Here is a 12,416-nt window from a genome sequence, read left to right as displayed (position 1 = left end):
CAGGCTCTATGATCAAACGTTTTTTTCTTTTGCCATTAGTTACGATTTTTTCGATTGGTGCACAGGAACACGTAAAAAAAATTAATGTTTTATTTAGTAAGCATTATCAGGACTTTGTATACCAAGACCGTGTCCGAAATGTTTCAATAGCGGAAATCAATCAGAATACTCAAGTCGTTCAAACTTTTTGCTTCGATAAAAATAAAAAACTGTTGGTATCGTTTTATGATGCTGAACCATTTTTTGCACAGTGGTGTAATAAATCAAAAAAAGATCGTGTTGATGCTGAGCATCAGTTGCCTATATCGTCCTATGCTCTGTATAAGAGAAATGGAACTCACTTAAAAAAACATTACGAAATTCAAATTGAGTCCAGCGATCCGGAAAATAATCATAGCCCATTGATCGATAATAAACCATACCATTTTTTTGCAACACAGATCGCAGTTGCAGGTATTTTATGTTGTCTTGATTCTTGTGTATTTAACGGTCTTAAATGAACCTTGTAACAACTATTTTTTGTCTGTTTTTCTTAAATCTAAATTTTATGACATATGCATGCCTGCCGCGGTGGTTATTGAATCCGCCGCAGAAACACACGCATCCTGCACGCATTGAAATGGATCCAAAAGACGAGCCGGCTCAAATAGGCGAAGTGCGCATTTGTATTAAATCGGATGAATTTGATGATCCAGAGGTTTTTTCGCAAGTTCCGATAAGTCAATTTGACGAAAGAAAAAAAGTTGTTCGCGTTGAGACGCTTAACCCCAAAAACTTGCTAAAATATCATTCTTATTATGAAGCGAATTCTTTTGCTCATCATTTTGGAAAAAAAGAAGACGTTGAGCAAATTGAAGAATCGTTCATCTTGGGCAAAACAGACCTTATTAGGCAATCGGATATTAGATCATATGCCTTGTACGAAAAACAAGGGACAAAGCTGCACCGTTTGAGCGAATGGCCGCGCGTATATGATCCTTTTTCCAGAGCTTATTTTGCCAATCTTACTATTTTGGTTGTAACTGGTGCTGTTAGCGCGGGAATCGTGAGGAACTTTACGAAATGTCTCGGGTATTATTAATAAAAATCTTTTGTTAAATAAGCTCTTCCTGAATCGCCAAAAATCATCACATCAAAGCAAGCTGATGCGTATCTGTTAAAATGGCTATAAATTTTGCCAATTTTATTCAACTTGAAAAAAATATCAAATTTGATACTATAATAAAGTAATCAATTGCGGGATATTTTATGAATAAAATGAAAATAATTATTTGCCTTTTTTTATACAGTTTTGAATTGGCATTGCATGCTGATTTTCAAGATTTGCAAAAGCTGGCATACAAACAAGCAATCTCAAGGCAACCAAGTACGTCGCGGCCCGCAGCTCTTGGTAGTAATATCACAGAAAAATTTGATGAAAAAGAATTGTTGAACACGGTTTGGCAAAAAGATAATCCAACGACTGTTGATAATTATTTCCGTGCCTATAGAGAGCGCTTGCCTCTAAAAGCAAATCCCACAGAAAGTTTTGTTCGCGCTATTCATGCAAATAATCAGACGGTGACGAAGTTTGTGCATGGTTTTTTGGATAAGCGCACGGAAAAAATTTTTGATGAAATACAGCAAAAAGATTTTAGTAATAAGTTTAATGCCCCTGGAGAATTATATAACGCAGTGTCGAACGAGGTTCAATTGAACAGGGAAGGATTTTCGAAGAATCCTGGCATAGTCTATTCACCGTGGATCATCAAAACTCAATTCTTCAAACCATTGAGAGAGAAGTTGCAAGAGATTGTCTCTTCAGATGAGACTCTTAAGAAAATGAAAATATATGTTAAATTTCACTGGTTTGACCCTAATTGGAAAAGAGGACCAGCTTATTATTGGCCAGCAGAAGATGGCATTCTTCTTGTCTGTAGTCCAGCTGTCGCATTTTACACTAGAGCACAACAAGAAAACATGATAATGCATGAATTGGGTCATGCAAAGTTGGCGCATGAATCGCAGCATTTTTGGATTGATGAAGAAAAAGTGCATAACCTGCTACTAGCGCGACATTATGAATATCAAGCAGATCAGTATTTCGCATCTGAGAACATTAAAAATGCGGCGACTTGTGAGGTCGCTCTTAGCAGGACCCAACGAGAGACTTTTTTGCCAACCTGTTTTGCAACTGCGTTTTTAGGTGCTTTTTTTGCTCGTGATTATATGGCGTTGAGTGATAAAAATGAAAAATATAACTCATTAAAAGTAGCAAGTCTTACAGGTCTCATAGGTATTCCTCTAATCTATAAGTGGATGCAATTTTGGGTAAAGAAAGACGTAGAAAATGAAGAAATTGAAAACAAATCAAGAGATCGAATGACACGTGCGCAATACGCTCAAAAATTCCCTGAATTTCCTGATATGAATAATCCAAAACACGATCAATTTGCTAATATTCCAGAACATGCAATGACCCCATACAAGTACGATAATGCACGCCGGATAAGTGAGTTTCTTAAAGTGGAAGCAAAAATTTTTGGTGCTCAATCTAAACTTGAAGAGCTCGATTAATATTAATAGAAATCCTTAGTTAAATAAGCTCTTCCGGAGTCGCCAAAAATCATAACGCCGACATCGGTCGCTTTGAGTTTTTTGCTATATTCGCACGCTGCATAAGCAACTGCGCCGCTGCTTGGCCCGATGAGCAAACCATGATGGCGTGCCATCGTTTTGAGCATACCAAGCCCATCTTCATCGCTCACGCCGACAAATTCGTCGATAACTGAATAATCAAGAACAGGCGATGCAAAATCTACGCCGATGCCTTCAATTTTATATGGCTTTGGATTGCCGTTTGTGGAACGCCATGAATTAATTGAATCGAGCGCAATTACTTTTACGTTCGGATTTTTTTCTTTTAAATATTTACCAAGTCCGCTCATATGGCCGCCGGTTCCCACTGCGGCAAAAACATGCGTGATTGTGCCATGGGTTTGATTCCAAATTTCAGGGCCGAGAGAATAATAATGAGCCCATGCGTTCGATTTATTGAAATATTGGTTTGGCATGAATGAGTTGGGAGTATTTTTATGAATCTCAACCGCTTTGCTATGATAAGAATTAGGATCTTCAAGGTATGAAGTCGCTGGGCACATGACAACTTGTGCGCCGTATGCTTTAATTGTTTGCAATTTTTCTTTGCTAATTTTTTCCGACACGGTGATAATAACGTTATAGCCTTTAACTGCACCGATCATAGCAGATGCAATTCCTTGATTTCCTGATGATGCATCGATAATGGTGCCACCAGGTTTCAAAAGGCCAAGTCGCTCAGCTTCTTCAATCATATAAAGAGCCGACCTATCTTTTATGCTGCCGCCGGGATTAAGGTAATCAAGTTTTGCAAGCATGAGTGGGGCTGTTTCAAAATCCACTTTAACAAGCGGCGTATTGCCGATCGATTCAATAACGTTTTTATATTCTTTAGGAATTAGTTTTTGAACAGACGTTTTTTTTTCAACTTGATTTTGTGTCATAATTTTTCCCCTCACCACAAACGTAATTACGTATGTAAACGTAATGCAATGATCGAAAAAAGTCACTAAAATGAGCGATAAAGCTGCAAGTGCTGATTGATCATTACATTCTGATCGAATAATGAAAGATCATCTTTGTAGTGCGAAAGTTTTTTATACAATAATTGATTGTTGCTTATATCCATCATACCTTGTGCAAGTTCTTGCCAATGTTTTGGTTTGTATAACAATCCATTTTCTCCGTTAAATATCACATCATGTATGCCGCCGGTATCATAAGCAAGTACTGGAAGTTTTAAAAGTCGCGCTTCAACGATTGCACACGGCAATCCTTCCCATAAAGAACTTAAGATAAATGCGTTCCATGTTGCCATAATGGGTGCAACGTTTTCTTGCCAACCATGCAGAATAACAACTTCTTGTAAATTGCGATGCGCAATCCATGCCTCAAGAGCGGGGCGCAATGCACCATCTCCAATAATCTCAAGACGCAATAAATTGTTTTTTTGATGCGCCAAAGAGAATGCTTGAAGCATATCAAAAAGATTTTTTTGTTTCTTAAAGCATGATACGGTGCCAAAAACGAATAGATCAGTATTGTTTTCTAACGTTGTTTTTCGTGCGGCATTAAAAAAGGGTTCAGGGTCAACGGCGGCGCGAATAATTGAATGTTTTTTTGCAAAGCGCGGAAATAATTTAATAGCTTTTCGCACGTCGTATGAAGAAACGCAAACATAATGAGTTGTAATAAAACTTGTCAGAAGCTCAACCATATAAATTGAAAGCCAAAGTGGCCACGATTGATGATCATGAAATGCAAAACCATGAATGGTATGAACGCGCTGAGAAACACCGGCAAAAAAAGCTGCCCATCTGCCTATGATGCCAGCCTTCGTGCTGTGCGTGTGTACAATCAGGTGCGGAAAATCTTTTCTGATTTTTTTAATCTGTGCGACAAGGTCTTTAAATGCTTTCAATTCTGCCAAAATCGATGAGAAATTCGCTTCTCGTTTTAGTGAGTTTAATAAAAAAACATTTTTGTTATGCGATACCGATTGAGATAAAATGCCGCCATCGCCTGCAATTAAAAAACTCGTGTGCCCCTGTTCTTGTGTTCCATTTAAAAGAGCTAAGCACACTTTCTGCGCGCCGCCCAATTCAAGCTTTGTAATGATATACAATATTTGCAGTTCTTTTTTCTTCATACTTTTTTTCCTTTTCTCATTTCACTCGAAAAGCATAAAACTGATTCCATTGCTGCAAACACTAAAGTGTTTACTTAAGCACAGGGAGAAAGAAATATAGCCGCTTATGGTGAGTGTTTTGCGAATATTATGAGCAAAATGTATCGAACCATTCTGGGGCCCCTACAAACGACCGCGTAGCGGTCTGTGGGGCTACTTATTTAAGAAATACTATAAACAGGGCGGTCAGTAAAGCGTAGACGGCAGCAGCGTCGATTATTCCTTGAGCGAACATGCTTACTTGAGAAACACGTGAATAACTTGTTTGATTGAGCGCCATTTGTTCGCACGCGGCACTTGCTGTTTTACTGGAACTTATGCCTGGCATGAATGTGCCAACGCCGATGCAAAGTGCTGCACAAATAGAACGGATTCCAATAAAAGCATCGGTGCTTGAAATGTTTCCCAGTAGAATGAGAGAAACCAGAAAAGCAAAAATAAGGGGCGTTTCGATAAACGCACCGCTCATGAGCGTGAATGGTAAAATATAGCTATATGCTTTTTTATTGATGCCGACGCTTCTGCATGCAGTTTCAGCAAATCTTCCCAAGCCAATTGATGGGCCAAGTGATCCAAGCCCCATACAAATGCCGGCCGACATTAAAATAATTCCTGATTTAAGTGCAAGTTCGGGTGTGCATTGAAGCGTTACGAAAAGTGAAATAAGAAATACAAAAATCAACGGCGTTTGAATAATTGTTTGGGTGATGATCATCAGATTCATTAACTGTTGCGAAAAAAAAGGTTGGCGAGCAATTGCAAAGCATGTTTGTACAACTGGTGCAGCGGACACTAATCCGCTTATAAATCCTGTTATTCCCATTCCAGCAGCGATGCCAAGTTCAGCATAGGCCATTGCGGGAGTTGGCAATCCTTTAATTTTAAATAATAAAAGCAAAATTAAAATGAGTGCCAAAATTGCAGCAGTTTCGATTAATGCAAGCCCAACAACCGTAACTTTTGTTATCTCTGCTTTTGATGCTGGTTGGATATTTATCGCTTCGACTGCCGCCTTGCTTGCGCGTGCACCTCCCAAACTTGCTCCCAAGCTGGTGAGTGCAATAACGCTGGCTAAGCTCGAATAATGTACAATTGACGGATTAAACATTAGTTACTTTCGCCGTGATGATCTTTTTGCACCGCTAAACCAATATACGTAAGGGTAAGCATTGCGAAAACAAATGCTTGAATAAGCCCTTCAAAGAGCCCAAAAAAAAGAACAACAACGATATTAAGGCCCGAAAGAAGGCCAAGTAATTCCGTCACCCAAAATGTGGAAATAACGTGCGTATACAAATCCATGATAATTGAGCTGCCAAAAATATTACCAAAAAGGCGAAACGAAAGAGAAATAATTTTTGAAAAATGTCCGATAACGTTAATCGGTGCCATAATGAAAAACGGTTCTAAAAATTCTTCTAAGTAACCCCACCATCCACGCGCCCGTATGCAGGCGATTTCTTTGTAGAAAAATGCTATCACGGCGAGGGCAAGGGTTGTATTTATATCGGTTGTAGGCTCTTTTGTCCATGGCAGCAGAATCACCCAATTGCATCCAAGAATGAAGAGAAAAAGTGCGGCGACCATCAAAAAATGGGAATAAACAAATCTTCCCATATTCTGTTCAATCAAATCGATAAGGCTTTGTACCGCTTTTTTTACAAGATGCGCTAAAATTGCACTTTTTTCGATGAAAATCCGAACGAGAATAAGGAGAGTTATAAGAACAAAAAGAACAATCCAGGTATTAATAATAGTCGAACCGTTTAACTTTAACAGATCGTTTTCTATTCCCAACCAGCCAAGTGGATTCCAGAGTGATTGTCCATTTTCAAACGCTTCCATGAGCGCATGCCCTTAGATTGATCCCTCAATAAGCGCGTAGTTATTTAACGCTGCCGGGAGTGCTTAATAATGACGAACCAAAATGCCGAAAAAAAGCTAACTATTAGGAGTATAGAATGAGAAATGGAGCTACGCAATACATAAAATAAAAAAATTGCTAAGCCGGTAAGGCGGAGGAATGTTAAGAGGGGGGTAAAATGGGGTTTGATAAGGCAAAGGGCTTTTGCTCGTAAGAACAAAAGCCCGTAAATCGTTCCACCAATAATTCCCGCAGCAATTGCAAAAATGCCTTGAGAAAAAGTAATCATTGGTTAGATTTTTTTAATTCCCTTGTGATGCCAATATTCTGCGATAATCGATGGTGAGCCGGTGATAACCACGAGGCCGTGTCTTTCATCCACAGATTTTTTAGCAGCGTCGAATGCTTCTTCAAAGTTTTTTGCAGAACGTGCTTTGATTTTCAAGCTTTTCACGTCGTTCGTAATTTGCTCCACATCCCATGATTCGGTTTGAACACCAGGAACCGCGTGAGATATTGGACAGAAGATAACGTTTGCTGAGTTTTTCTTTGAAAAATAACGAAGCAAGCGCAAGAACTCATCAACATGAAGTCTATTTTTATCGCAGCCAAATACAAAGGTGAGCCCTTTGAGCGGACGTTGATAATGCAATAAGCGAATACCAAGAAGCAAGTTTTTTAATGCATCGATATTTCGTGCATTATCAAGCAATATGGTTGGCTTTTCTTTATCAAGTAGTTCAAAGTGTGCAGGAAGAGTTGTATTTGTTTCTTTCCAGAATTGCTCGATAGTACGTTTTGGATTCAATTCATCAAAACGTTTCTTTTCCAAGGTTGGACGGCCACGTTGACCTTTTTGTTTAGCAAGCAAGCTATTTTCAGGAATGAGTGAATCTTTATTTGCAAAGTGGTCGATGTGGATTTGTGCAATGCGTTCAGCAAGTGCTGCGCAGCGACCAAAAAGCTGCTCAAATGGGTAGCGAAGTGGCGCAAGTTTACGAATTGGCATTGACCAACGGCCGCCAATGCGTTTTGTTTCATCAAGCATTAATTGTAGATGCGCTTTGCTTTGATCAGCCGAGACCACGTACGTTGTTTCTTTGGCAAATTTCATTAAGTTTAAAACTTCTTGTTCAAGCGTTTTTTCATCAACGATTGTTGAGCTATCTTGCGTAACGCGTGTAATAGCAACGACTTGTGGCGTTGTGAGAGAGAGTGGGTGGTTGACAGAACTATCAGATAGTTCGCACAGCGCAAGATCGACCTTCTGTTGTTTAAAATAAAGAAGGGCCATCATATTGAGGATATCGAGCGAGTCAGCTTTGATATCACTGATTGCGGCAGCATTGATAACTTCGTTTGCAATTTCAGTAAAAGCTTTATTTGAAATTGTTTCGTTGTTCAATGAGATACGTTCGTTATACGTTAGAACGTGCGGACTATAAAGGCCACCTACCTTTAAACCTTCTTCTTTGAGCAAACTTGTCGCAAAGTTGATGGTAAGCCCTTTACCATTGGTTCCGGCAACAAGAACGATAGAAACGTTTTTGCTGGGATATCCTAAAGCTTTATCGAGCGCTTTGACTGCTGCTAGATTTTTCTCTGTTCGTTGTTCGGACCAACGTGCATCCAAAAATTCCACAACTTCGTTGTAGTTTCTCTGGGACCCAGATATTGCACCTTTTGGCGCCTGAGTCTGCTTATTTTGGTTTATCATAGATTTCTCCGCTAGACGGTAGTTAAATTGCCGCACTCTAGTTAATACAATTTTACAGACAGATTTTATAGTCTAAAATATCAAACTGAAATTTCAGACTTTCCTTATATGCATATAGAATATATTATTCCAGAAAAATGTCAAATTACGAATTAAAGCTGAAATGCGGGTATTTTATTTACAAAAAAATAAAAAAATGGGGAACGATACCTTTTTTTAAGCAAAAAACTGATCTATTTTCGTGAAATATAGAATTTGGTAAAAAGAATCCCGAGAGTGCCGAACGCAGTATTGCCCGCTGCTCCCCACGCATAATCTTTGGGAGTAGCAAATCGATTGGCTAAGAGGCTTTGGGTTGCCAGTTCGCATCCAATGCCAAAAAGAGGTAACCCTGTAGCTAAACGAATAAGTTCTTCGGTGGATGAGCTGTATTTTGCTGGATCAATAATTAAACCGGAAATAAGCACTAAGCTAACACCCAAGGTAAATTGAGCAGCTTGCATTTGGCGGGATATTTTTTGTAATTGTACGCTAGGCTCTATAATGGGCGTTTTTTGTATCTGCGCGTTGTTTTGTACGCCACCCTTTGCTAAAAAAGTTAGCAAAGTTATCGCGAGAGCGGGTTTTTTTCCTGAAATCTTCATGAAATCCATTTCGCTTAATGACAACTACTTTAGATTATCATATCAACTTTTTTTAAAATCGCCATTAGAAATAGTCCTTTGTGCTTTTGGGCATTTTTACTATCATCAAATACAAAAAGGCTGGCCTCTGAATTCATTGATTCGGTGACTATTTTTTCAAGCGACCCATATGATATAACGTTGCATAAAGAGGAACGCGTACGGTAACTGCCCGCGTATCAACGGTTGCGTATTCTTTTATGTGGTGTTTCAAGTTAGGAGAATAAGTTTCAGTTCCTAACATATTGGTTATCCAGGTTCTTGTGCTTTTGCTTCCCACCTCACAAAGCAAAAGATCCTTGCTATCGACCAACCGGATGGCGCTTCAACGGGAGAAAATATTTTGACCGGCACGCCGAATTGAGCAAGTCCATAAAGGCAAGAAAGAAACCCGTAACTTATTTTTAGAGCTCCCTGCAGCGGGAGTGGAATAACCGTTTTATTTGTGGCGGTGCATTGCAATAAGGGGAATCGTCAAATTAAAAGCCAAAACGAGCGGTATCCATGCTTTTTTCATGATAACTCCGAGTAGAACATTAATAATGCGACATGATTATAAACGTTTAACAAAATCGAGTAAAAAAGTGTTATTTGTTCTATCATCTTGCCAGGTAACGAGCTATAGGAACTGCGGCGATGAGCACGCTATATTTCGCAGCTTTCATAATATGATCATCCCAGTGCTTTATTATTGAGCGAGGCTCAAGAGCCACATTTTTTTCTTGGCGATAATTACTCAATCCACTTTCAAAAAGCGTAAAGCCGGTTCCAGTAAATAGCGCGCCATTGAAAAGCGTAGAAAAAGATGCAAATCGATTTTCTGAAAATAATGGCACCGGTATACCGAACTGCGCACTGCCGTAGAGCATAAGCAATGATCCGATCGACATCTTAATAAGGCCAGTTTGTTTTAGATCAAGTTTGGGAATCCGATTGAAATAGTCATTGCAGAATAGCGGGCTCATTATCGTGGCGCCAATAATGAGCTTAGAAAATAGTTTCATAAAAAATCTCCCTATTTTTATTTTAACTATACGCAAACCTAAGAATAAAAGTAAATTATTCAAATAGTATTAGTTGTAATGGTTTTTTTAGAAATAGTGGAATAGTTATGGACGGTAATAGGCATTAATGCAGATCAAAAATTTATCTGACAATCATTGACTTAATAGTTCGTTCCCTGCGTAAATTATAACAGATAAATGAGGGGCTAGGGGGAGAACAAGTCTATGAAAAAGATCACGCAAAAGTGTCGCGGATTTACTTTGATTGAATTAATGATCGTTGTAGCGATTGTTGCTTTTCTATCGATGGTTTCGATGCCAAGCTTTTTTAGATTTTTAGCAAAAGCAAAGCGAACAGAAGCATATATGAATTTAGGAACGCTTTATTTAGCGGAAAAAGCGTATTGGGCGGAAAACGGAAAATATACCACGCAACTTATTGGTAAAGAGGGTGCTGGCTGGCAACCTGAAGGATATTCTGGCGGCGGTGCAAACGAACGATTTTATTATACGTACGGATTCAATGGGCAAGAAGGGCATTGTTGCTTTACCGGAAAATTAGGCGCTAACGGGTCAAGCCTTGGGGACACAAAAGCTGATGCAACTACTTTTTTAGCCGCTGCAATCGGAGATATTGATGGCGATGGTATTGACGATCGACTAACGGTTGATCATCGCAATGAAATAAAAATTACGCATGACGATTTGGCGTGAACATTATTTCATTCTTATTTTTATCATAATAGTTTACACATTCTCGATTGTGTTAAATGTTTTATTACAAGAGTTCCAATTCCAATCGCGTACCGCGCATACTTTCTCTCATTATGAATATATCCAATTTTTAGGCTCGTGGAAGTTAATAGCTGCCGATTTTTTTTGGTTTCAGTTTTTGCAGAAAGATTGCGCGCGATTAAACGCAGAAGAAATAATGCAATCAATGATGGTCATGAAAAAACTCGATCCGCATTTTACCAGTGCATTTCGCCTGGCCGCTATGAGTTTGCTGACCTACCATAACCAACCATTGGCGGCATTGGATCTTATAGATCGGGCACTTACTTCCGATGTTAACCGTGCAGATTGGCGATTATATGGATATGGGTTGATGGCCAAGAGTATGCTGACTATTGAAGAAAAATCAAAATATGGTTTTTTTGAATCGGATCGAATTCTTGCTGCACCGCGATTGCTTGCACTAGAAATACCTCTAATGCCAGATTATTTAAGAGAAAAATTAAAATCCTAGAAAGAGTTTCATTAAAGAACCTGCGTAAAATACGTAGCACAATGCGCCCAGAGCAAGAAACGGCCCGAAAGGAAGTTTGATTTTTTCTGTTTTGCTTGCCGAAAGCGTAAAAAGAATGATCGCGCCCGAGAATGACCCAACTAGAGATGCAAGCATGAGCGATGCCCACCAGCCTTGAGCTCCTAAGAAAGCGCCAATCATACCAATGAGCTCAACATCTCCTTGTCCCATCCCGATGCGGTGGGTAAATTTATAATAAAGCCAGCCAATTCCATACAAGAAAATATAGGCTGAAATCGCCCCAATACAGCTTTGCGCAAAGGTTATTGGCAATAGATCAAAAATAGTTAACAGAAATCCAACCGGAATTAAAAATGCGCTAGCAAATCTTGAAATAAGCATCGTTTCAATATCGGTCCGAATAGTAATAATCAATGCAGAAAAAAAGATAGAATAAGCGATCCAATAATCGGACGATAGTTGCGTTACCATTCCATAAAATATAAGAGCGGTGAGCAATTCAATGAATGGATAAAGCCAAGAAATAGATTCTTTGCAGTGCAAGCACTTGCCGCGCAGTGCAAACCACGAAATAATTGGAATAAGTTCTGGCCAAGAAAGAGTGTGCCGACAATGAGGGCATGAAGAACGGCCGAAAACAATCGATCCGCCGTGAATCAGCCTATAAGCGGCAAGATTGAGAAATGAACCCCAGCATAAAAAAATCGGAATAAGAAGTAACGGCTCGATGAGCTATTCCTCAGTTTTTTTAATCTCGTCAAAAAGCCGCTCAATTTTTTCTTGCTTTTCATATTGTTCATCGAACATAAAAACAAGATCCGGCGTATAGCGAGCTTTAATTTTTGCTGCAAGAGCTGTGCGTAAAGATGGCTTGTAAAGCTTCAGAATATCAAGTTTCTCTTTGAAGCCTTCGGTGCCTTTTGGCGTATAAAAGTAAATGTAGCACATACTTTTATCGGCTGAAAGCTCGACACGGTTTACGTGAATATCTCTTATGCGATTATCATCAAGCGTCATTTGCAAGAAAAGCTGCGATACTTCACGGAAAAAGAGTTTTTCTTTTTGTGCTTTTTTTATATCGCGTACACGTTTTGATTCAAAGTTGGCCATGAT

At 39.1% G+C, this 12,416-nt stretch carries 15 protein-coding genes; 5 read left to right on the top strand and 10 right to left on the bottom strand.

The genetic code is table 11. The features are described from left to right. Positions 1 to 8: 8 nt before the first annotated feature. The 3 genes from VHO47_04085 (at position 9) to VHO47_04075 (ending at position 2,556) form a co-directional block, all read left to right on the top strand. On the top strand, positions 9 to 500 hold the full coding sequence (locus VHO47_04085) for a hypothetical protein (GenBank protein HEX2978270.1): 492 nt from the start codon (positions 9 to 11) through the stop codon (positions 498 to 500). Between the two features lie 77 nt (positions 501 to 577). Next, the gene (locus tag VHO47_04080) at positions 578 to 1,081 is read left to right on the top strand and encodes a hypothetical protein (GenBank protein HEX2978269.1); all 504 of its coding nucleotides are present in this window, start codon (positions 578 to 580) and stop codon (positions 1,079 to 1,081) included. Between the two features lie 167 nt (positions 1,082 to 1,248). After that, positions 1,249 to 2,556, top strand: coding sequence for a hypothetical protein (locus VHO47_04075; protein ID HEX2978268.1), 1,308 nt, complete (start codon positions 1,249 to 1,251; stop codon positions 2,554 to 2,556). A 2-nt stretch (positions 2,557 to 2,558) separates the two neighbouring features. Here the strand turns inward: VHO47_04075 and VHO47_04070 are convergent, their stop codons facing one another. From VHO47_04070 to VHO47_04035, 8 genes are all read right to left on the bottom strand, one after another. After that, positions 2,559 to 3,521, bottom strand: a complete 963-nt coding sequence (locus VHO47_04070) for a cysteine synthase family protein (GenBank protein HEX2978267.1) — start codon at positions 3,519 to 3,521, stop codon at positions 2,559 to 2,561. 65 nt (positions 3,522 to 3,586) lie between these two features. Continuing rightward, positions 3,587 to 4,726 carry a glycosyltransferase gene (locus tag VHO47_04065; GenBank protein HEX2978266.1) on the bottom strand — a complete coding sequence of 380 codons (1,140 nt, stop codon included), beginning with the start codon at positions 4,724 to 4,726 and terminating at the stop codon, positions 3,587 to 3,589. Positions 4,727 to 4,922: 196 nt separating this feature from the next. Then, on the bottom strand, positions 4,923 to 5,873 hold the full coding sequence (locus VHO47_04060; protein HEX2978265.1) for a hypothetical protein: 951 nt from the start codon (positions 5,871 to 5,873) through the stop codon (positions 4,923 to 4,925). Continuing rightward, positions 5,873 to 6,610 (bottom strand): F0F1 ATP synthase subunit A, encoded by a 738-nt coding sequence (gene atpB / locus VHO47_04055; protein ID HEX2978264.1) that lies wholly within the window; start codon positions 6,608 to 6,610, stop codon positions 5,873 to 5,875. The genes VHO47_04060 and atpB overlap by 1 nt, the downstream gene beginning before the upstream one ends. A 311-nt stretch (positions 6,611 to 6,921) precedes the next feature. Further along, positions 6,922 to 8,346 carry a hypothetical protein gene (locus VHO47_04050; GenBank protein HEX2978263.1) on the bottom strand — a complete coding sequence of 475 codons (1,425 nt, stop codon included), beginning with the start codon at positions 8,344 to 8,346 and terminating at the stop codon, positions 6,922 to 6,924. A 233-nt stretch (positions 8,347 to 8,579) separates the two neighbouring features. After that, a complete protein-coding gene (locus VHO47_04045) occupies positions 8,580 to 8,990 on the bottom strand; it encodes a hypothetical protein (GenBank protein HEX2978262.1) in 411 nt (136 codons plus the stop codon). Positions 8,991 to 9,138: 148 nt separating this feature from the next. Continuing rightward, positions 9,139 to 9,273 (bottom strand): hypothetical protein, encoded by a 135-nt coding sequence (locus VHO47_04040; protein HEX2978261.1) that lies wholly within the window; start codon positions 9,271 to 9,273, stop codon positions 9,139 to 9,141. 355 nt (positions 9,274 to 9,628) lie between these two features. After that, positions 9,629 to 10,033, bottom strand: a complete 405-nt coding sequence (locus tag VHO47_04035) for a hypothetical protein (GenBank protein HEX2978260.1) — start codon at positions 10,031 to 10,033, stop codon at positions 9,629 to 9,631. A 225-nt stretch (positions 10,034 to 10,258) separates the two neighbouring features. Here VHO47_04035 and VHO47_04030 point away from each other — a divergent pair, with 225 nt between their 5' ends. Together VHO47_04030 and VHO47_04025 are read left to right on the top strand one after the other, a co-directional pair. Then, positions 10,259 to 10,747 carry a prepilin-type N-terminal cleavage/methylation domain-containing protein gene (locus tag VHO47_04030; protein ID HEX2978259.1) on the top strand — a complete coding sequence of 163 codons (489 nt, stop codon included), beginning with the start codon at positions 10,259 to 10,261 and terminating at the stop codon, positions 10,745 to 10,747. Next, positions 10,731 to 11,282, top strand: coding sequence for a hypothetical protein (locus VHO47_04025; protein HEX2978258.1), 552 nt, complete (start codon positions 10,731 to 10,733; stop codon positions 11,280 to 11,282). The genes VHO47_04030 and VHO47_04025 overlap by 17 nt, the downstream gene beginning before the upstream one ends. Here the strand turns inward: VHO47_04025 and VHO47_04020 are convergent. After that, positions 11,271 to 12,008 carry a prepilin peptidase gene (locus VHO47_04020; GenBank protein ID HEX2978257.1) on the bottom strand — a complete coding sequence of 246 codons (738 nt, stop codon included), beginning with the start codon at positions 12,006 to 12,008 and terminating at the stop codon, positions 11,271 to 11,273. The genes VHO47_04025 and VHO47_04020 overlap by 12 nt on opposite strands. Positions 12,009 to 12,035: 27 nt before the next feature. Then, complete coding sequence (gene rbfA, locus VHO47_04015) at positions 12,036 to 12,413, bottom strand: 30S ribosome-binding factor RbfA (GenBank protein ID HEX2978256.1); 378 nt, start codon at positions 12,411 to 12,413, stop codon at positions 12,036 to 12,038. Positions 12,414 to 12,416 lie beyond the last annotated feature (3 nt).

The organism is Candidatus Babeliales bacterium, from assembly GCA_036260945.1.
Lineage (GTDB): Bacteria > Babelota > Babeliae > Babelales > JACPOV01 > JACPOV01.
Note: the sequence above shows the minus strand (reverse complement) of the source record. Positions and strands in the feature narration are given on the sequence as shown.